The organism is Mesorhizobium sp. BAC0120, from assembly GCF_033542235.1.
Classification (GTDB): Bacteria; Pseudomonadota; Alphaproteobacteria; order Rhizobiales; family Rhizobiaceae; genus JAWRCU01.
Window position 1 is genome coordinate 220,086 of record NZ_JAWRCU010000008.1, and the last position, 19,592, is coordinate 239,677.

Consider the following 19,592-nt stretch of genomic DNA (forward strand, 5'->3'; position numbering starts at 1 on the left):
CGGACCTCCTCATGGTCACCTATCTAGACGCGGCAACCGCCCCCTTGAGAAATACCGGGCAGATCAGGCTGCACGGGCCGGAAAATTTTGCCGCCATGCGCAAGGCCTGCGCCTTGACCGCCCGCTGCCTCGACGAGCTGGTGGCCATCGTCAAGCCCGGTGTTCCGACAGACACGATCGATCGATTCATCTTCGAATACGGCATGGATCACGGCGCAATCCCCGCGACGCTCAACTATCGCGGCTATACGAAATCCTGCTGCACCTCCATCAATCATGTCGTCTGCCACGGCATCCCCGACAGCAAGCCGCTGCGGGAAGGCGACATCGTCAACATCGACGTGACCTTCATTCTCGACGGCTGGCATGGCGATTCGAGCCGGATGTATCCCGTCGGTCAGATCAAGCGCGCGTCCGAGCGTTTGCTGGAAGTGACCCATGAGTGCCTGATGCGCGGCATCGCGGCGGTCAAGCCAGGGCTGCGTACAGGTGCGATCGGCGCGGCGATACAGACCTATGCCGAGGCCGAGCGCTGCTCCGTGGTGCGCGATTTCTGCGGCCACGGCGTCGGCCAGCTTTTCCATGACGCGCCGAATATCCTGCATTATGGCAGCCCGAGCGAAGGGATCGAGATGCGCGAAGGCATGATCTTCACGATCGAGCCGATGATCAATCTCGGCCGGCCGCACGTCAAAGTTCTCTCCGACGGCTGGACCGCTGTAACGCGCGACCGCTCGCTTTCGGCGCAATACGAGCACACGATCGGCGTCACGGCGACCGGCTGCGAGATCTTCACACTCTCGCCGGCAGGGCTCGACCGGCCTGGCCTTCCGTCCTAACATCGCGGCCCTACGGGGGCGGGTAAGGGGCGAGCCGTGGCCGAGGACAATGACGAACGCGCTTTCTTCGGCGAGCTGACGCCGGCCGCGCTCCCAAAGGCCAAGCCGAAAGTTCAGCCGCACTATGCCGGCCATCGCGACAGGCTTCGCGAGCGCTTCGCCGGCGCCGGATCGAGCAACTTTGCCGATTATGAGCTGCTCGAGCTCCTGCTCTTCAGATCGATCCCTCGCGCCGATACCAAGCCAATTGCGAAGGCGCTGTTGGCTCGCTTCGGCACCTTCGCCGAAGTGCTCGGCGCACCGGTCTCGCTGTTGCAGGAGGTGAAGGGCGTCGGCCCTTCCGTCGCGCTCGATCTGAAGATCGTCGCGGCTGCGGCCCAGCGGATGGCGCGCGGCGAGATCAAAGGCCGGGAAGTGCTCTCGTCCTGGAGCGCGGTGGTGGAGTATTGCCGCACGGCCATGGCCTTCGAGGAGCGCGAGCAGTTCCGTATCCTCTTCCTCGACAAGAAGAACGCGCTGATTGCCGACGAGGTGCAGCAGACGGGAACCGTCGACCACACGCCGGTCTATCCGCGCGAAGTGATCCGCCGCGCGCTGGAACTTTCCGCAACGGCGATCGTGCTCGTGCACAACCACCCGTCCGGCGACCCGACACCCTCACGCGCCGACATCGATATGACGCGCATCATTATGGAAACGGCCAAGCCACTAGGCATCGCGCTCCACGATCACATCATCATCGGCAAGAAGAGCCATGTCAGCATGAAGGGGCTGGCGCTAATCTGAGGTCGCCTGCGGGGGTGGTTTTAGCCCCGAGGTTCCGATATTGCCTTCCCTTCCGCGCATAGAACATTGAACTGGCCCTCAAAAGGGCCCGCAAATGCCGCCATGGGGTCGTGGCACGATCATCGGAGACGTTCTGGCACATGATGCAGCCATGGATCATTGATGCCCGCGACCTCGACATCAATCAACCGGTCGAGCGCGACCAGATTCTCAGCACGCCCGCCATCGAGGACTTTCTCGATTTCGACAACAAGAACAAGACGATCGTCGCGGCGCCCAAAGGCTACGGCAAGACCCTGCTGATCAAGTACAAGCGGCACAGCTACGAGGACCGCGGGTATCTGCTAATCCCGCAGAACGCCATGGTCGATGTCGGCCCGGGGACTGCTCCTTCGCTCTCCCGCGATCAGGTCGCCTACATGCTCGATGAGCAGGACTTCTGGGCGACCGTCTGGGAGGTCTCGATAGCGCTGTCGGTCATCAAGCACCATCGGCCCCAGTTGTCAGGGCCCGATGCATTGCCAAGTCCCGAGAGCGATGCGCTGAGCAACATCGTCACTGATGCAAGGCTGCTGACGCCGTTCCAGATATTCGCACAGTTGCTGCATCTGACGCCGAACGGATTTTTCGCCGCCAAGCGCTTCCTCCAATCGGCGCTCTTGCCGGCCTACGGTCAGATCCACCGTCCAACCGCGATCTTCATCGACAATATCGACGAGTTCTTCGTTCACCACATCGCCAGCCGCGATAGCCGGTCGGCTTATCATGGGGTGCTCGAGCCGTCCTATTGGTATCACGCCCAGCTTGGGCTGGTATCGGCCATCTACCTGCTCCGCGCGCAAAACCCTCACGTCAAGGTCTATGCCGCGATCCGCATCGAGGCATTGAATGCGCTGAGGGACCGGGTGCCGAACGCGGTCAACCTGCTCTCGCAAACCTCCGTGATTCACTATGATCGGGACGCCCTGACCGCCATTTTCCGGCGCAACATCGAACTCGAGCGGACCCGCAATCTGGCCATGCCGGACGCCAAGGAGCCGTTCGAGCGGTTCCTCGGCCCCACCTCGCGGGCGCTGCGCCATCACTTCACCGGCGTCATCGAGCCGGTCGAGGATTTTCTCTGGCGCCACACGCTGGGCCGACCGCGCGATCTCATGCTGATTGGAGAGCGCCTCGCCCAGCGACCAGCGAGCCAGCGCCATCCCGACCAGGTGCGGCGCACCGTGCTCGACGCCGCGCGGGAGATCTGCCGCCTCTACATCGCCGAGATCGCCCCGCACCTGGTCTGGTTCGACGAGAGCTTGCTGTTCCCGCTGATCCGCTGGAACGTCCTGCCGCTCGAGAGGCTCGCCGCGATCTCGGAGGAATATAATCGGCGGGCGCTGGGTCATGTGCCGCCGCTGGATGCCGAAGGATATGTGCACGTTTTCTGGGATCTCTACCGAGCCGGCTTGCTCGGCCATGTCGCTCGCGACGAGCGCGACGGGCGGCCTCGGCAGATCTTCCCGACCATCGCTGTCGACGGCCACCTGACGTTCAAGACGCGCGACGTTCTGCCGCCTGGCGCCACCTATTTGGTGCATCCGGTGCTCGCCAGCCACCTTCAGCAGGTGAGCCCGGATTTCGTGAGCAACATGGATACGCGCAACCTGATAGCACCCGGCGCCGCTTGGCGCGACGATGACGGCATGCGCTTCGTGGCCCAGGGCGACATCCGTGGCTATTCGCAGTTGATGGCCGACCCCGGCGCCGCCCAGGCGTTCTCTGTATTCTTTCGGCGGCTGGTGGAGGACGCTTGCATCCATGTGCAGTTCGCGAGCGTGGCCCGCGGCGATGACGTTCTGATCGTCGACCACAGCGCGCACCACGTCATCCGCGCTCTGCGCAGCATCGTTGCAAGCTTGCGCAACTCGCACTTCCCTCAATGCGAGCTGCGGTTCGGGCTGGATTGGGGCCAAGTCGGCTCCGTGCCCGATGCCGCAGGCCATCCGATCCCCAGCACCGGAGTTCCCCTCCGTCGCGCCGCACGCCTCGAGGCCCTGGCGAGACCGGGCTCCGTGCTGATGACCGATATCGCGAGCCGGGCGCTCTCCGAGTCCGGTGAGAGCTTCGAGATCAGCGAGGTTACCTCGTCCTGGCCTGGAGGCCCCCGGCGACGTGCACGTGGCTGGGACGTCGGCAAGCGGCCCGGGAGCGAAAAGGATCTCGTTCTGCAGCAGCTATTCACGCTGGAGCTGTAGCGCGCCCGGCGCGCGCCCGCCTATCATCGAAGGTGGGCCGGCGATCCCGGACGAGCTGGGCTACAGCGCCGGTGCCGGCATGTCGGAATAGACCGTCGCATCGAATCGCGTCGACGGGTCGATATCATTGGGGATGAGGCCCCTGCTCTGCCGTTTGACCAGCGACGCGTAGTAGCCCCCCTGCCGCACCAGTTCGCGGTGATTGCCGGTCTCAGCGATGCGGCCGTCCTGCAGCACGATGATGCGGTCGGCATTGACGACGGTGGACAGCCGATGGGCGATCACGAATGTGGTGCGCCCCTTCAGCATCGTCTCGATCGCCATCTGGACCGCCTCCTCCGATTCGGCATCGAGCGCCGACGTCGCCTCGTCCAGTACGAGGATCGGCGGATCCTTCAGGAGTGCGCGAGCGATCGTGATGCGCTGGCGTTCCCCGACGGACAGGAAGCTACCGCGCTCTCCCACCAGGGTGTCATAGCCGTCCGGCAGCCGTTCGATAAAGTCATGCGCACAGGCGGCCTTCGCGGCCTCCAGGATTTCCGTATGGCTGGCCTCGGGATGTCCGTAAGCGATATTGGCCCGGACAGTGTCGTTGAAGAGCAGCGGGTCCTGCAGCACGACCCCGATATTGCGCCTGAGCGAGCTTTGCTTGACCGTGCGAATGTCGCGGCCGTCGATCAGGATTCTGCCGTGCTGCGGGTCGTAGAACCGCATCAGCAGCGCCATCAGGGTCGTTTTTCCGGAGCCGCTCGGACCGACGACCGCAAGCGTCTGTCCCCGCGCCACCCGGAACGAAACGCCGTCGATGAGGGGCCGCCCGTCCTGCTCGTACCGAAAATGAACATTCTCGAACCGGACGTCGCCCTGGATCCCGGAAATGTCGGTGGCGTTAGGCGAGTCGCCGAGCTTTTCCTGGAAATCGAGGATACCGAAGATCTCATCGAGCGAAACGGCCGCTTTTCGGAGGCTGGAATAGATGCCGCTCAGGCCCTGGACCGGGCCGAAAAGGCCGCCGACATAACCCAAGAAGGCAACCACGGTTCCGATCGTCACCTCGCCCTCCAGGGCAAGATAGGCGCCGAAGCCGATCGCCCATAGCCGGGCAATGGTCACGGCCAGGTTGCTTGCCACCCCATAGCCCGAATCAACCGCAACGCCGCGGATCACGGTCCGATTTGCAGCGGACACATCGGCCAGAAAGCGCGCTTTCTCCGCCTGCTCCATGGCAAAGCTGCGCACCACGACAATGCCCGAAAGCACCTCGTTGAAGCGCGAGTAGATGCGTGCCCAGCGATCAAGCAACGCTCGCTCCCGGCGCGTCTGCTCGGGACCGGCACGCAAGGCAACCAACGCCGGAGCGGGCGCGAAGACGAGAACCACCAGAGCCAGTCGCCAGTCGAGCTGAAACATGATGACGATCGCGATGGCGAGAAACAGGACTGACGGCAGCACGTTGAACAGAACGAGGCTGACGGCGTCGGTGAAGCCCTGGATGCTGCGGTCGAGACGGGTCATGATCGCGCCGATGCCCTCGCTGCGCTGCATGCGCAACGGCATCTTGTGGAGCTTGCCAATGGTAGCTTCGAGGAGCGCATATTGGAGCCCGATGCGTGTGCGCCAGGTAAGCCAATTGCCGAGCGCGCTCATCGCCTCGCGCAGCACTGCAAACCCTGCTAGCGCCGCAAGGCCAAGCACCAGAACGCGCCCGCTCTGGCCAATTGCGAGTGCGTCGAATACCGCTTTTATGATCAGCGGTTCGATCGCGTTGATGGCTGCAACCGTCAGCGTCAGGCCGACGATGATCGCAATCGCGTAGCGCTGCGGAAAGGCGAAACGGACCGCCTGATAGAGACGCCGTGGCCGCTCTAGCCGCAAGGCTTCCGTCAGGCTGCCATTTGCGGCAGCCTTGTTCCGAGATTTCTTCTGTCTGCGTATCACCCAGCCGCCAGTTGTCCCTTGGACACCCTGTTGAGTTGGAACGGGCTTGGCCCTCGAAGGTTTCGGCAGGTTGTCGATTGCGAGGCGTCGGAACAGCCTGCCGATGAAATCAAACGGCCGCCTCGAAGGCGGCCGCTGAAGATTGGCAGAGGCGATTGCAACTTACTCGGCTTCGTCCTCGGCAGCCGCCTTCTTCTTTTTCGGCGCAGCCTTCTTCTTGGGTTCGGCCTTCGCCTCGCCCGAAGCCTTGCCCGGCGCCTCGTCGGCGTCTTCGGCCATCAGCTCATCCTTGGAGACCGACTGATCGGTCACCTGCACCGTGGTGAGAAGGTGGTCCACCACCTTCTCCTCGAAAATCGGGGCTCTCAGATTTGCGAGCGCCTGCGGATTGTTGCGGTAGAAGTCGAATATCTGCTGCTGCTGGGCAGGCGGGGCGCCGCGCACGGAATCGAACAGCGCACGCTGCAACTCATCGTCGCTCACCTGCACGCTGGCCTTCTCGCCGATCTCGGCGAGCACGAGCCCGAGGCGGACACGCCGCTCGGCAAGCCGCGTATATTCAGCGCGCGCCTCTTCTTCCGTGGTGTCCTCGTCGGCGAAAGTGCGGCCGGCGGATTGCAGATCCCGGTTCACCTGATTCCAGATATTGTTGAACTCGGCGTCGACCAGCTTGGACGGAGCCTCGAACTTGTAGGTCGCGTCGAGCGCATCGAGCAGCTCGCGCTTCACCTTCTGGCGTGTCATCTGGCCGTACTGGCTCTCGATCTGCCCCTTCACGATCTCGCGCAGGCGCTCCATCGATTCCAGACCGAGCTTCTTCGCCGTCTCGTCGTTGAGCTCAAGCTCGCCGGGCTTGGCGACTTCCTTGACCGTTACCTCGAATACCGCTTCCTTGCCGGCGAGATGCGCCGCCGAATAGTCGGCCGGGAAGGTCACGGTTACGGCCTTCTCGTCACCGGCCTTGACGCCGACGAGCTGATCCTCGAAGCCGGGGATGAACTCCTTCGAACCCAGCACCAGGGGCTGATCCTTGGCTTCGCCGCCGGCGAAGGCCTCGCCGTCGATCTTGCCGAGGAAATCGATCGTCACGCGGTCGCCATCTTCCGCCTTGCCGGTCTTCGGTTCGTAGGAGCGGGTCGATTCAACGACCCTCTTCACCTGCTCGTCGATCTCGGATTCGGGAACGTCGTAGACTTTCCGCGTCACCTTGATGTCTGAAGTGTCCTTGAGTTCGATCGCCGGTATGACCTCATAGGTGAGCTCAAACTCAAAATCGGCACCGCCGGCCAGAATCTTCTCAGCCTCCTTTTCGTCCTCGGTCATCTTGACCTCAGGCTGCATGGCCGCCTTCTCGCCGCGCTCGGTGATGATCTCGCGGGTGGAGTTGGTGAGGATCTCGTTGACGACCTCGGCCATGAAGGACTTGCCGTAGACCTTGCGCAGGTGCTGTACTGGCACCTTGCCGGGCCGGAAGCCGTTGATGCGTACCTTGTCCTTGACGTCGGACAGACGCTTCATAAGCCTGGCTTCCATGTCGGAAGCCGGAACGGTCACCTTGATTTCGCGCTTCAGACCGGAATTAAGCGTCTCGGTTACCTGCATCATTCAACCTTCTTGTCCACGAATGCCGCCTTGGCCACGGCCCTCGCCGTTCTGCCTTGCCGGGTTCGTCGTGCCGGGGTGGCTTCTGGTGCGACTGACCGGCTAGAATTCAGCCCACACACTCCTGTTCGCTTCCAGTCCTTCTCGGGTCGCAAACGACCCTTCGAAGGTTCGGCGAAGCAGGGTGGTGCGGGTGGAGGGACTTGAACCCCCACGGCTTGCGCCACAGGAACCTAAATCCTGCGTGTCTACCAGTTCCACCACACCCGCCTCGGAGGCTGTCAGCCCCCGAAAGCGCGGCGTTCTATATCATCAGCCCTTGCCCGATCAAAGGAAATTTGGCCGCAAAGCAGGTCTTTTTTAGGCAGACGCAAGCCGGAAAAGAACAGGGATATCCGCACAACTTCTGGCAAGCGATCTTCAGCCAGGCAGTCAAACCGTCTTCACGCGACCTCCTTACGCATAGTCATGCCGGCTCACATGAGAAGCGCACGCTAAGCTTCTGACGTCGCGTCACTTTTGATTCGTGTCATTTGGGTGACCGGCAAGCGATGCTGCAATGCACAAAACGCAATGCTGCCATGCAACATCGGCGCTTCAATTCCGAGCCGGCCGCGCCTATCTCAGCGGCATACGAACACACGATCGAACGAACGACGAAACGAGTACCGAAATGAACCTGATCCGTAACTATCGCAACTGGCGCCGCTACCGCGAGACGGTCAGCGAGCTGAACAGGCTGTCGAACCGCGAACTCCTCGACCTCGGCATCAGCCGCAGCGACATTCCCGCCGTCGCGCGCAAGGCCATCTAACGGATTTCGTCAGGGTTTACCTCCTCCCAAACCCTGGCGGATAAGGCCAGCTTTCTCCTCCTCCCGAACGCTGGCCACCCAAACGGCACCCGCCGGACCTCCTCCCCCGGCGGGTGTTGTTTTTGCAGAGCGCAAAACTATCTGATGAATTTCGTCAGGGCTTACCTCCTCCCAAACCCTGGCGAATAAGGTCAGCTTCTCCTCCTCCCGAATGCTGGCCACCTAAACGGCACCCGCCGGACCTCCTCCCCCGGCGGGTGTTGTTTTTTCGAGCCTGCTAAGGCATCTGACGAATTTCGTCAGGGTTTACCTCCTCCCAAACCCTGACGGATAAGGCCAGCTTTCTCCTCCTCCCGAATGCTGGCCACCTAAACGACACCCGCCGGACCTCCTCCCCCGGCGGGTGTTGTGCTTTAGGGCAGTATGGCAATAGGGCAGTAAGGCAATAGGGAGGAACTTCGGCGGCTTCCTCAATTGTGCCTTGTTCCCTTACTGCCTTATTGCCCTACTGCCCTATTGCCTCACTCCTGATTTGCATTTCGCTCGCCCCAGGATTAATTCCCCGCGCATGAGCGTCAAACCCGTACATATCATCGGCGGCGGTCTCGCAGGGTCCGAAGCGGCCTGGCAAGCGGCCGAAGCAGGCGTGCCCGTGGTGCTCCACGAAATGCGGCCCGTGCGGGGTACCGAAGCTCACAAGACCAGTGGGCTCGCCGAGCTCGTCTGCTCCAACTCCTTCCGTTCCGATGACGCTGAGACCAATGCGGTCGGGCTGCTGCATGCCGAGATGCGGCTGGCCGGTTCGCTGATCATGAATTCGGGCGACCGGAACCAGGTGCCGGCGGGCGGCGCGCTCGCCGTCGACCGCGACGGCTTTTCGGCCGCAGTGACCGCCCGCATCGAGGAGCACCCTTTGATCACCGTCATGCGCGAGGAGGTCACCGGCCTTCCGCCCGCGGAATGGGATCAGGTGATCGTCGCCTCGGGTCCCCTCACCTCTCCGTCACTCGCCGAAGCGATCGCTGCGAAGACAGGCACGGACGCGCTCGCTTTCTTTGACGCGATCGCGCCGATCGTGCATTTCGACACGATCGACATGGATATCTGCTGGTTCCAGTCGCGCTACGACAAGGTTGGGCCTGGCGGCACAGGCAAGGACTACATCAACTGCCCCATGGATAAGGCCCAATACGAAGGCTTCGTCCACGCGCTGCTCGAAGCGCCTAAGACCGAATTCAAGGAATGGGAAGGCACGCCCTATTTCGACGGCTGCCTGCCGATCGAGGTGATGGCAGAACGCGGCCCCGAGACCTTGCGGCACGGACCGATGAAGCCGATGGGGCTCACCAACGCACACAATCCCTCGGTCAAACCATATGCTGTGGTGCAACTGCGCCAGGACAACGCTCTCGGCACGCTTTACAACATGGTCGGCTTCCAGACGAAGCTGAAACATGCCGAGCAGGTGCGTATCTTCCGCACGATTCCGGGATTGGCGAATGCCGAGTTCGCTCGGCTCGGCGGCCTGCACCGCAACACCTACATCAATTCGCCGGTCCTGCTGGATCGGTCCCTGCAATTGAAGGCTCGTCCCGGGTTGCGCTTCGCCGGCCAGATCACAGGCTGTGAAGGCTATGTGGAGAGCGCCGCGATCGGGTTGCTGGCCGGCCGCTTTGCGGCTGCCGAACGGCTGGGCCGCTCAGTCGAGCTGCCCCCGGCGACCACCGCCTTCGGCGCGCTGTTGAGCCACATCACCGGCGGCCACATCGTCTCGGACGATGAGCCTGGCAAGCGCTCCTTCCAGCCGATGAACGTGAACTTCGGCCTCTTCCAGCCGATCGAGGCGCCGAAGACTGCCGGCAAGAGGTTGCGCGGCAAGGAAAAGTCGCTCGCCAAGAAGCGGGCGATGACGGCGCGTGCGCTGGCGGACTGCCGCGCCTGGCTAGGTATCGCGGCGGCCGCACAGGCGGCCGAATAACAACCAGAGGTTTACCGCCTGCCCCAGAGGCCATAGTCTGTGCCCCGGCACGGGGGGTACAGATGTCTCAGCTGCGATTCTGCTTTCTTGTCGCGGTTTCAGCTTTGATGGCGGGCTGCGGAGCCCCCGAAAAGCTCCAATCGTTTGGCGACCGCAACTACATGCGTTATGCGACGGGGAAACCTTACGCGCAGATCGCTTCTCAAACGCAGATGACGCTCGAGGGCCTGGGAGGCGCCACTGTCTACGGGCCGATGATTGGTCAGTCTCGCCTGGCAAGTGGCGATACGATTTATAGGCACATCGACAACGTGGAATCGATGAGCACGAATGTCGATGCCGGGTTCATCATGCAGAAGGAAAACGTCGCTTCCCGTTATCGACTGGCCTATTTCCGCGTCGCTCCCGACGGGATTGTAAAGGATTGGGCGACGGGCACCTTGCCGGGTGAGCGTCTTGGATGCATCTGGTATGCCGGCGGTTTCGTGCGGCAATGCAGCAGCGACACGCAACGTCTACAGAGCCTTGCCGTCTACGATTCCTTGGTGCGCACCTCCACTCAGCAGCTCTTGTCCTCCTGGGGCACTCCCGTCGCAGATGCGCAATAGACATGATCTGACCAGAAGGTCAGGGCAGCAGGAGCATGCCGGTGTCACCAGCCGCGCCTGGCGTCTTTGAACAGAAGCCAGTGCCGGCGCCACTCCGACAAGGTCGCAACCGTACGCAGCGGTGATGACCCGGGCCCTTCCATGCGGTCGAGATAGGCGCCGGACAACGCGGCAGATAGAAACGCCGGGCGCAGTGAGTGAGGCAACTCGCGAACGCCGTGCTGGAAGGCGCCTAGATGCTCGCGCGCCAGTGCGATCATTGCCGCAACTGCCCGTTCCGCACCCGGACCGCCGTCTCCGGCAACGAATTCTTCCGGTGTCGTCCCGGCAGCAGCGAGGATATCCTTCGGTACGAAGCACTGTCCGCGTGCGCGGTGCTGCGGCAAGAGCCGCAGCAGGCCCGTAATCGCCTGCGTGCAACCGGCATGGCCGGCCGCGTCCGCTCCTCGCGCCGCGGCCTGCGGATCCAGCACCAGCGCCGCAAGCTGGATCAGGGCCGATGCGGTCTCGCCGCAATAACCTTCGAGTGCGTTGCGATCGGGCATCGGATCGTCATAGAGGTCGAAGACGCGCGCCTCGAGATAATCCTCGAATGTCTTGCGCGGTAATCGGTACCGGCGGATCGCTTCGAGCAGGGCCTCGGCCAGAGGATGTCCTTGCGCTTCGTCGTTGGCGATTGCATCGCGCCACCATTGCAGCCGGATCTCGCCCGGCAACGGCTCGCGGATGCGATCGCGCACAGCGGCGATTTCGACGTTGAAGGCGTAGAGGGCGAACAGCGCGGCGCGCTTGTCCTGCGGTGCATAGAGGACCGAAAGATAGCGGTCACGGTCGGCGGAGCGGACTGACTCCATTGCCTGCGTCTCGGCGGGAGTCACGGCCGACTTCCAGAATAATTGGAAGAGTTGGCACTCTGTCGCGCCCCCCTCTGTCCTGCCGGACATCTCCCCCGCAAGGGGGGAGATTGGCCGTCATCGATGGTTTCGCCAATCTCCGGCATCCGCGATTGGCGAAACCAAAGCGGAAGTCCGATCTCCCCCCCTGCGGGGGAGATGTCCGGCAGGACAGAGGGGGGCACCGTAGAGCGCAACGTTCCCGACCGATCGTAACCGCTACTCGACCGCAATCAGCGCTGCGGCGACAGCCCTGTCTTCGGCAAGCAGGACGTTGAACGTGCGCACCGCAGCGCCCGTCGACATCGGATCAGCAGAAATCCGCGCAGTGCGAAATGCTTCCCTGAGCGGCTTCGGGATGGGCCGCAATTCTTTGCCGCAGCCGACAAGCAGGATCTCGATCTGATCGGCCTCGGCGAAGATACGATCGAAATCGTCGACGACAAGTGCCGCCGGGTCGTTCGGTTCCCAGCCATAGATGCCGGAGGGCAGGCAAAGGAGCGAGCCGCGATGCGACATGTCGGCGAAGCGGAAGCCGCCATTGCCGTAGGCCTCGATCGGCGCACGTCCAGGGAAGTGCGCCTCTCGCATCACGATGCCCTTGCCCACCCTTATGTCGCCAGGGCCTTGCTGGAGGGCGCCGGCTTCTCCTCATCCACCGCCTGGCCGGGCCTCAGCTTGAACAGGATCAGGAGCGGCGCAGCGATGAAGATTGACGAGTACGTGCCGAAGACGACGCCGAACAGCATTGCCAGCGTGAACGAACGGATCACCTCCCCACCGAACAATACCAGGGCAAGCAGCGCAAGGATCGTCGTCACCGAGGTGAGCGTTGTTCTCGACAGCGTTTCGTTGACCGCGTTGTTCAGGAGCTGCGGCAGCGGCATCTTCTTGTATTTTCGCAGATCCTCGCGAACTCGGTCGTAGACCACGATCGTGTCGTTGAGCGAGTAGCCAATGATCGTCAGGATTGCGGCGATGGATGACTGGTTGAATTCAATGCCGCTTATTACGAAGAAGCCGATCGTCATGACCACGTCGTGCACCGTGGCCACGATCGCGCCCACGGCAAACTGCCATTCGAAACGGAACCACACATAGAACAGGATACCGACGAGCGCGATCAGCATTCCGATCGTGCCCTGCCGCGCAAGCTCACTTGAAACCGTAGGGCCGACGACCTCCACGCGACGGAAATCATACTGATTCTGCAGTTCGTCGCGGACCTTGGTGACGACCGATTGCTCCGCGTTCTCGCCGGCCTCCTGCGTGGCAACACGGATCAGTACGTCCGTCGGATCGCCGAACTGCTGGACCTGCACTTCGCCGATGTTGAGTTGCGACAATCTTGCGCGGATATCGCCAATGTCGGCTGGCTGCCCGCCTTTGGACTGAACCTCGATCAGCGAACCGCCCTTGAAGTCGACGCCATAGTTCATGTCGACCGTCATGAACAGAACGACCGAAGCTATCGACAGAACAGTCGACAGTGCGAACGTCCAGCGGCGCATTCCCATGAAGGGAATTTTCGTGCCGGGAGGTATGAAGGTTACGGGGGCGCGCGGCAACTCTTTCGGACGGCTGTAGCGCAACCAGGTCGCAACGAGCAGCCGCGTAAAGGTGAAGGCGGTGAAGACCGTCGTCAGGATGCCGATGGCGAAGGTGACGGCAAACCCCTTTACGGCGCCCGAGCCAAGGTAGAACAGAACGACGGTCGCAATGAACGAGGTCACGTTCGAATCAACGATGGTGTTCAAGGCGCGCGAAAAGCCCAGATCCATCGCCTGGATCACCGAACGCCCGTTTCGTCGTTCCTCACGGATACGTTCATAGATCAGCACGTTGGAATCGACCGCCATGCCGATCGTCAGCACGATACCGGCGATACCAGGCAGGGTGAGCGTCGCGCCGATCAGCGAAAGAGCCGCAATGATCATCGCGACGTGCGCGGCGAGCGCGATGTTGGCCAGGAAGCCGAGAAAGCCGTAGGCTACAAACATGAAGCCGACGACGAGAATGCTGCCGATGATACCGGCAACCTTGCCTGCATGAATGGAGTCCTGGCCGAGGCCGGGACCGACCGTCCGCTCCTCGATAACAGTCAGGGTCGCCGGCAGCGCGCCGGCTCTCAGAAGCACGGCGAGATCATTGGCGCTCTGCGGCGTGAAATGGCCGGAGATCTGTCCGCTGCCGCCAAGGATGGGCTCGCGGATCTGCGGGGCAGAGATCACCTGGTTGTCGAGAATGATGGCGAATAGCCGGCCGACATTCTCTTGCGTCGCCTGCCCGAAGCGCTGCGCGCCCTTGCCGTCGAAGCGGAAGGAGACAACGGGCTCGCTGGTGCGCTGATCGAAGGTCGCCTGGGCGTCGACGAGGTTCTCGCCTGAGACGATGACGCGGTTCTCGATGAGATACGGCACCGGCGGATCGTCGGTCGAATACATCACTGTCGAGCCTGCAGGCGGGCGGCCCCTGATGGCGTCCTGGACCGGCACGGACTGATCGACCATCTGGAAGGTCAGCTTCGCGGTCTGGCCGAGAATCTCCTTGAGGCGCTGTGGATCCTGAAGGCCCGGCACCTGTACAAGGATACGGTCGTTGCCTTGACGCTGAATGATCGGTTCGGTCGTGCCGAGTTCGTTGACGCGTCGTCCGACAACTTCGATGGACTGCGTTACAGCGGTGCTGACGCGATAGTCGATCCCCTGGTCGGTAAGCGTATATTTCAGGACCCCCGGCTCCGGCTCCTCCAGGCTCAGCTCATGCACCGTTGTCGTGCCGAACACGCCAGCCGACACAGGGGCGAGAAGGTCCTTGAGCGCATCCTTTGCCTTCTCGATGTCGACAGCGTCACGGATGCGGACCTGCACTGTGCGGCCACTTGCAGCCAGGCCGGTATAGCCTACCTTGGCGTCGCGCAGCTTGGTCCGGATTTCATCGCGCGTGGCGTTCAGCCGCTCGTTGATGAGATCCTGTCGCGCCACCTCGAGCAGGATATGCGACCCGCCCTGCAGATCGAGGCCGAGCGTCATCTGTTTCTTCGGCACCCAGGACGGCCAGGTGGCGAGAACATGCTGCGGGATCAGGTTCGGTAAGGCGAACAGAACACTGAGCGCGACCACGACCCAGACGGCTATGGCTTTCCAGCGCGAAAAATAGAGCATGTGCGTCTTTCAGGTCAGGCGGCCGACTCCGGGCGCCGCGAATCCGTCTACTTCTTGGCGTTCTGGTTGGCGACCGGTTCGCCCTTAACCCGAACCTCCGAAAGGGTCGAGCGCAGAGCCGTCACCTTGGTTCCACCACCAAGGTCGATTTCGAGCTCGGTCTCGTTGATCACCTTGGTCACTTTGCCGATAAAGCCGCCGCCGGTTACGACCGTATCGCCGCGGCGGACAGCCGCCAGCATCTCGGTCCGCTTCTTCAGCTGCTGCCGCTGCGGCCGGATGATCAGAAAATACATGATTACGAAAATCAGGACAAACGGCAAAATGCTGATGAAAATGTCCGGGGTCGCTCCCGTCGTCTGCGCATAGGCCGGCGTCACCAACATCAACAAAGCTCCCCATTCGGATCGAAAAACGGGCCGCAAGGGGCCCGCAAAGTTGCGCGGAATATAGTCATTAGGGGGTCCATTGCAACCGCTCAAACCAGGGACGGCCGCGCTTTTCGGCCTTCTTCCAGCGTGTTAGAGCGATCGCCCAACGGAAGCGATGCCGAGATCATGACTGAAAAGACCATTGAAACCCTGTCGGAAAAACTCGACCAGCTGATCGCAGCCGTGTCACGCCTTGCGCCAGAGAGGCCGCCCGGGACCGATATTGCCGTCGCCGATTGCTTTGTCTGGGTGCCCGAACCGGGCTTTCTCGAGCCAGTGCAGCGTGTCAACCGCGTCGATATCGGGCTGATCCGCGGCGTCGACCGCGTGCGAGACATCCTGCTCGACAACACCCAGCGCTTCGCGGCCGGGCTTCCGGCAAACAACGCGCTTCTGTGGGGCGCGCGCGGGATGGGCAAATCGTCGCTGGTCAAGGCGGTGCATGCCACCATCAATGCTGATACACGCCGGCAGTCCCCCCTCAAGCTGATCGAGATCCATCGCGAGGACATCGACACGCTGCCGAAGCTGATGGCGATCCTGAAGGCCGCACAGTTCAGCTTCATCCTGTTCTGCGACGACCTTTCCTTCGACCACGACGACACGTCTTACAAATCGTTGAAGGCGGCACTCGAGGGAGGCGTCGAAGGACGGCCGGCGAACGTGATATTCTACGCGACCTCGAACCGCCGCCACCTTCTACCCCGCGACATGATCGAGAACGAGCGCTCGACGGCCATCAATCCGTCCGAAGCGGTCGAGGAAAAGGTCTCGCTGTCGGACCGCTTCGGCCTGTGGCTCGGCTTCCATAAGTGCTCGCAGGACGAATACCTCGACATGGTAGCCGCCTATGTCGCCTATCATGAACTGAGGATCGACACGGAGACGCTACACGCCGAAGCGCTCGAATGGGCAACGACGCGCGGCAGCCGCTCCGGTCGCGTCGCCTTCCAATTCATCCAGGACCTCGCCGGGAGGTTGGGGCAGAAACTCAAGGATTAAAAAAAGGCCCGCCGTGACGCGGCGGGCCTGTTCAGGTTAGGGGCGGCTTCTATTCCAGATAGGTCGAGGGATTGACCGGTGCGGAGTTCTTGCGCACCTCGAAATGCAGCTTCGGCGCGTCGGTCGTGCCGCTCATCCCGGAGCGGGCGATCTCCTGCCCGCGCTTGACCTTGTCGCCGCGCTTGACGTCGATCTCGCTGGCGTGGCCGTAGACCGTCACAAGTCCGTCGTCGTGACGAACCAAAACCGTGTTGCCAAAGTCCTTCAGCCCATCGCCGGCATAGATCACAACACCATTCTCGGCGGCCTTGATCGGAGTGCCTTCGGGCACCGCAATATCGATGCCGTCGTTGGACCGTCCAGATCCTTTGCCGAAACCTGAGATGACGCGGCCGCGCACCGGCCAGCGCATCTTGCCGATCCCGGTGGAGTCCGGCGCGGCCGCTGCCGTATCGACATCAGCATCCTCGATCTTCTTTTCGGCCCTTTGCGGCGGCGTATAGCCGGAAATCTCTGCGCTGGTGACTTTCTTGACAGGCCCGGTGGTGCCGGTAGTGACCGCATCGACGGGCGCCTTGGCCACGCTCGCCACCTGCTCCGGAGCGCCGGTGGCGGCGGCCGGCAGCTTCAAGGTCTGGCCAACCTTCAGCAGGCCATTGTCCAGCCCGTTGGCCTGCTTCAGCGAAGCGGCACTGACGCCATTCTTCTTGGCGACCTTCGAAAGAGTATCGCCCGCCTGAACGACATAGGTACCCTTTGCCGGAGTGGCGACCTTCTCCGATTTGGCCTTGTCAGGCCCATTGTCGGCAATTGCCGTCTTGTCGTTCGCCGTGTCGGCCGGCTGAGCCTCGGCCTCCTTGGGCTTTGACGATTTCGGCAGGACGGCGACCTTGTCGAGCGGCTGGCCGGTCGCCGGCAGCTTGCCGGGCACCGTGTCGGTCCTGACGCCGTGCGAGGACTTCGCGGCGGCGACCTTCGGATTGCTGTCCGGCGCAGAAACCGGCGCCTTGCTGTGATAGACATAGGTCGGGATAATGACTTTCTGGCCGACCTTCAGGCCATTCGCTTCGGAAATCCCATTCATTTTCATCAGCACGTCGGCTGGCACGCCGAAGCGACGAGAAAGATTGTAGACAGTCTCGCCATCCTTGGCGGTCACCTGCGTCCCGCCGGTGCGCGACCAGCCGACCGGATCGTTCTCGGGGTCGGTCGGCACGACAGTCGTCGTGACGGTACCGGTCACCGTCGAATCCAGCCGCTTGGGTGCCGGCGGCGGACTTCCCTCCTGCAGCCTTACCAATGGCTTGGAATCGACAGCAGCAACTTTCGTACCGGCGACCGGGGGCAGAGCGCTTTTGGTAACCGGGTTCCCGGAGACAGCGGCCACGCCGCGGCTCACCGGACCGGTGTTGGTACCATCGACTGAAGCAGCAGGCGCCGGATTGTCCCCGGGATAGGGCTGGTCGGGCGCTATGATCTGGCGCTGATTGGCGGTGGCTCCGGTGAACGTGCCATCGGTGCCATAGGTGAAGCGCATGACATCCGAACTGCAGCCTGAGGCAAGTCCACCTATGATGAAAATTGCGGCGCCTTGCACCAGCCGGCGCTCGTTGACCCTCAAAATACTCAACCGCATGAGAAAACCCGCGCGTACCCGAACGACACTGGGCATGATTAAAGCGCGTTAATCTTACTGGTCGGTTAAGCTCTGGATTCTAAAAGGTGATTTTCGACGTATTTGATAAGAATTTGCGCGGACGCTGCAGCTTGCAAGCTTTTCTAAAGCACCGCGGCAACACCTTTCGCGATCGGCTGCAGGCGCGCCATTGCCACATCGATCCGCTCGAACCGGCTACCAACCTTGGTGAGCTTGGCGAGCACCTGCTCGCCTTCGGCCGGGCCGATCGGTGCAATCATCGTGCCGCCGCTCGAGAGCTGATCGACGAACGGTCGCGGCAATCCGTCAAAGGCTGTCCAGGCCACGATGCGGTCGAATGGCCCCTCTCCCGGCAAGCCGTTGCTGCCGTCTGCCTGCCGCGCGACGACATTGGTCAGCCCGAGCTGCTCGAAACGTTGCCGCGCCTGCTCGGCAAGCGTTTTGTAGCGGTCGAGCGTGATGACGCGCCCGGCAAGGCGTCCCATGACGGCAGCGGTAAAACCGGAGCCCGTACCGACCTCGAGCACGCGGTGCCCGCTGTTCAACTCAAGCGCCGCAATGACGCTCGCCTGCAGGTCCGCGCCCTCGATCGCCTCGCCGCATTCGATCGGCGCAGTGCGCTCCGACCAGGCAAGCGACTGCCATTGGCCAGGCAGGAAATTGCTTCGAGGCGTCGATTCGAACGCGGCTACCAGTTCCTTCGACACGATGCCTTTGCCGCGTAGCCTCAGCAAGAAGGCTGCGAAGCTTTCGCGATCGTCGAGAGGGCCGCTCATGCCAGCGCCTCGGCGAGCACGTCCTTCACTTCATGCGCCGTGAGGTCGATCTTGAGCGGCGTGACCGATATCTTCTTTGCCTGCATGGCCGCGAGGTCGGACCCGGGCCGGGCCTGTGGCCGCTCCTTGCCGAAGCGCATCCAGTAATAAGGGAAGCCGCGGCCGTCCCTGCGCTGCTCGATCCAGAGCCCGTGCATCAGCATGCCCTGGCTGGTGACGGCCGTTCCCTCGACCTCTTCGGGCGGGCAATTCGGGAAATTCAGATTGAGGAACACGCCCGGCGGCAGTTCCATCGGGATCAGCTTGTCGAGCAAGGCCGGTGCGAGCGATTCGACTGTGCCCCAGGGCACGACACGTACATCGTCCTGCACGTTATAGGCCTGAGAGAGGGCGATCGAGCGGATGCCGACCAGCGCGCCCTCCATGGCGCCGGCCACCGTGCCCGAATAGGTGACGTCGTCGGCAAGGTTGGAGCCAGAATTGACACCAGAGAGCACGAGGTCCGGCAGGTCGGGCATGATCATACGGCAGCCCATGACCACGCAATCGGTCGGCGTGCCGCGCACGGCGAAATGCCGCTCGTCGAGCTGACGCAGCCGCAGCGGATCGGAAATCGACAGCGAATGTGCGAAGCCCGACTGATCGATTTCCGGCGCGACCACCCAGATGTCGTCCGACAGCTTCCGGGCGATACGCTCCAGGACCGCCAGCCCTTCCGCGTGGATGCCGTCGTCATTCGTGATGAGGATGCGCATCAGACGGCTCCACGAGTGAAAGAACCTAAGGACTGAGCTCTACGTTGCCCCCCTCTGGCCCGCCGGCGATCTCCCCCGCAAAGGGGGAAATCAGCCTTCAATTTTGGCA

At 62.4% G+C, this 19,592-nt stretch carries 16 protein-coding genes and 1 tRNA gene; 7 read left to right on the top strand and 10 right to left on the bottom strand.

Features of this window, described 5'->3' with window-relative positions; translation table 11 throughout:
• Nucleotides 1-11 precede the first annotated feature (11 nt).
• The 3 genes from map (at nucleotide 12) to SAZ10_RS19560 (ending at nucleotide 3,865) form a co-directional block, all read left to right on the top strand.
• Nucleotides 12-839: a type I methionyl aminopeptidase gene (map, locus tag SAZ10_RS19550; protein WP_318611024.1), complete on the top strand. Its 828-nt coding sequence runs from the start codon at nucleotides 12-14 to the stop codon at nucleotides 837-839.
• 36 nt (nucleotides 840-875) lie between these two features.
• On the top strand, nucleotides 876-1,625 hold the full coding sequence (gene radC, locus SAZ10_RS19555; protein ID WP_318611025.1) for a RadC family protein: 750 nt from the start codon (nucleotides 876-878) through the stop codon (nucleotides 1,623-1,625).
• 140 nt (nucleotides 1,626-1,765) lie between these two features.
• A complete protein-coding gene (locus SAZ10_RS19560; RefSeq protein ID WP_318611026.1) occupies nucleotides 1,766-3,865 on the top strand; it encodes a hypothetical protein in 2,100 nt (699 codons plus the stop codon).
• A gap of 60 nt (nucleotides 3,866-3,925) precedes the next feature.
• Here the strand turns inward: SAZ10_RS19560 and SAZ10_RS19565 are convergent, their stop codons facing one another.
• The 3 genes from SAZ10_RS19565 to SAZ10_RS19575 all read right to left on the bottom strand — a co-directional run bounded on the left by SAZ10_RS19565 (nucleotide 3,926) and on the right by SAZ10_RS19575 (nucleotide 7,675).
• Nucleotides 3,926-5,803, bottom strand: a complete 1,878-nt coding sequence (locus SAZ10_RS19565) for an ABC transporter ATP-binding protein (protein WP_318611027.1) — start codon at nucleotides 5,801-5,803, stop codon at nucleotides 3,926-3,928.
• Between the two features lie 162 nt (nucleotides 5,804-5,965).
• A complete protein-coding gene (gene tig, locus SAZ10_RS19570; protein WP_318611089.1) occupies nucleotides 5,966-7,405 on the bottom strand; it encodes a trigger factor in 1,440 nt (479 codons plus the stop codon).
• Nucleotides 7,406-7,590: 185 nt separating this feature from the next.
• Nucleotides 7,591-7,675: transfer RNA gene (locus tag SAZ10_RS19575), tRNA-Leu, on the bottom strand.
• Nucleotides 7,676-8,078: 403 nt separating this feature from the next.
• Between SAZ10_RS19575 and SAZ10_RS19580 the strand changes: the two genes are divergently transcribed.
• The 3 genes from SAZ10_RS19580 (at nucleotide 8,079) to SAZ10_RS19590 (ending at nucleotide 10,805) form a co-directional block, all read left to right on the top strand.
• On the top strand, nucleotides 8,079-8,219 hold the full coding sequence (locus SAZ10_RS19580) for a DUF1127 domain-containing protein (protein ID WP_318611028.1): 141 nt from the start codon (nucleotides 8,079-8,081) through the stop codon (nucleotides 8,217-8,219).
• A gap of 568 nt (nucleotides 8,220-8,787) precedes the next feature.
• On the top strand, nucleotides 8,788-10,197 hold the full coding sequence (trmFO, locus tag SAZ10_RS19585) for a methylenetetrahydrofolate--tRNA-(uracil(54)-C(5))-methyltransferase (FADH(2)-oxidizing) TrmFO (RefSeq protein WP_318611029.1): 1,410 nt from the start codon (nucleotides 8,788-8,790) through the stop codon (nucleotides 10,195-10,197).
• 161 nt (nucleotides 10,198-10,358) lie between these two features.
• A complete protein-coding gene (locus SAZ10_RS19590; RefSeq protein ID WP_318611030.1) occupies nucleotides 10,359-10,805 on the top strand; it encodes a hypothetical protein in 447 nt (148 codons plus the stop codon).
• Between the two features lie 44 nt (nucleotides 10,806-10,849).
• Here the strand turns inward: SAZ10_RS19590 and SAZ10_RS19595 are convergent, their stop codons facing one another.
• From SAZ10_RS19595 to yajC, 4 genes are all read right to left on the bottom strand, one after another.
• A complete protein-coding gene (locus SAZ10_RS19595; protein WP_318611031.1) occupies nucleotides 10,850-11,659 on the bottom strand; it encodes a phytoene/squalene synthase family protein in 810 nt (269 codons plus the stop codon).
• 258 nt (nucleotides 11,660-11,917) lie between these two features.
• On the bottom strand, nucleotides 11,918-12,307 hold the full coding sequence (locus tag SAZ10_RS19600; protein ID WP_318611032.1) for an Mth938-like domain-containing protein: 390 nt from the start codon (nucleotides 12,305-12,307) through the stop codon (nucleotides 11,918-11,920).
• A gap of 2 nt (nucleotides 12,308-12,309) precedes the next feature.
• The gene (secDF, locus tag SAZ10_RS19605) at nucleotides 12,310-14,862 is read right to left on the bottom strand and encodes a protein translocase subunit SecDF (protein ID WP_318611033.1); all 2,553 of its coding nucleotides are present in this window, start codon (nucleotides 14,860-14,862) and stop codon (nucleotides 12,310-12,312) included.
• Nucleotides 14,863-14,909: 47 nt separating this feature from the next.
• Nucleotides 14,910-15,248: a preprotein translocase subunit YajC gene (gene yajC / locus SAZ10_RS19610; protein WP_318611034.1), complete on the bottom strand. Its 339-nt coding sequence runs from the start codon at nucleotides 15,246-15,248 to the stop codon at nucleotides 14,910-14,912.
• A gap of 171 nt (nucleotides 15,249-15,419) precedes the next feature.
• Between yajC and SAZ10_RS19615 the strand changes: the two genes are divergently transcribed.
• A complete protein-coding gene (locus tag SAZ10_RS19615; protein ID WP_318611035.1) occupies nucleotides 15,420-16,295 on the top strand; it encodes an ATP-binding protein in 876 nt (291 codons plus the stop codon).
• 49 nt (nucleotides 16,296-16,344) lie between these two features.
• On the opposite strand, the gene SAZ10_RS19620 is transcribed toward SAZ10_RS19615, so the two are convergent.
• From SAZ10_RS19620 to surE, 3 genes are all read right to left on the bottom strand, one after another.
• Complete coding sequence (locus tag SAZ10_RS19620) at nucleotides 16,345-17,931, bottom strand: peptidoglycan DD-metalloendopeptidase family protein (RefSeq protein ID WP_318611036.1); 1,587 nt, start codon at nucleotides 17,929-17,931, stop codon at nucleotides 16,345-16,347.
• Nucleotides 17,932-18,074: 143 nt separating this feature from the next.
• Nucleotides 18,075-18,728 carry a protein-L-isoaspartate(D-aspartate) O-methyltransferase gene (locus SAZ10_RS19625; protein WP_318611037.1) on the bottom strand — a complete coding sequence of 218 codons (654 nt, stop codon included), beginning with the start codon at nucleotides 18,726-18,728 and terminating at the stop codon, nucleotides 18,075-18,077.
• Nucleotides 18,725-19,483, bottom strand: coding sequence for a 5'/3'-nucleotidase SurE (gene surE / locus SAZ10_RS19630; RefSeq protein WP_318611038.1), 759 nt, complete (start codon nucleotides 19,481-19,483; stop codon nucleotides 18,725-18,727). Before surE ends, SAZ10_RS19625 begins: the two co-directional genes overlap by 4 nt.
• Between the last annotated feature and the right edge of the window lie 109 nt (nucleotides 19,484-19,592).

Coding starts and splice junctions, on each gene's coding strand:
- surE (WP_318611038.1), bottom strand. CDS start 19,483: ATGCGCATCCTCATCACGAATGACGACGGCATCCACGCGGAAGGGCTG.
- SAZ10_RS19620 (WP_318611036.1), bottom strand. CDS start 17,931: ATGCGGTTGAGTATTTTGAGGGTCAACGAGCGCCGGCTGGTGCAAGGC.
- SAZ10_RS19580 (WP_318611028.1), top strand. CDS start 8,079: ATGAACCTGATCCGTAACTATCGCAACTGGCGCCGCTACCGCGAGACG.
- secDF (WP_318611033.1), bottom strand. CDS start 14,862: ATGCTCTATTTTTCGCGCTGGAAAGCCATAGCCGTCTGGGTCGTGGTC.
- SAZ10_RS19595 (WP_318611031.1), bottom strand. CDS start 11,659: ATGGAGTCAGTCCGCTCCGCCGACCGTGACCGCTATCTTTCGGTCCTC.
- SAZ10_RS19625 (WP_318611037.1), bottom strand. CDS start 18,728: ATGAGCGGCCCTCTCGACGATCGCGAAAGCTTCGCAGCCTTCTTGCTG.
- SAZ10_RS19560 (WP_318611026.1), top strand. CDS start 1,766: ATGATGCAGCCATGGATCATTGATGCCCGCGACCTCGACATCAATCAA.
- SAZ10_RS19590 (WP_318611030.1), top strand. CDS start 10,359: ATGCGTTATGCGACGGGGAAACCTTACGCGCAGATCGCTTCTCAAACG.
- tig (WP_318611089.1), bottom strand. CDS start 7,405: ATGCAGGTAACCGAGACGCTTAATTCCGGTCTGAAGCGCGAAATCAAG.
- SAZ10_RS19615 (WP_318611035.1), top strand. CDS start 15,420: ATGACTGAAAAGACCATTGAAACCCTGTCGGAAAAACTCGACCAGCTG.
- map (WP_318611024.1), top strand. CDS start 12: ATGGTCACCTATCTAGACGCGGCAACCGCCCCCTTGAGAAATACCGGG.
- yajC (WP_318611034.1), bottom strand. CDS start 15,248: ATGTTGGTGACGCCGGCCTATGCGCAGACGACGGGAGCGACCCCGGAC.
- trmFO (WP_318611029.1), top strand. CDS start 8,788: ATGAGCGTCAAACCCGTACATATCATCGGCGGCGGTCTCGCAGGGTCC.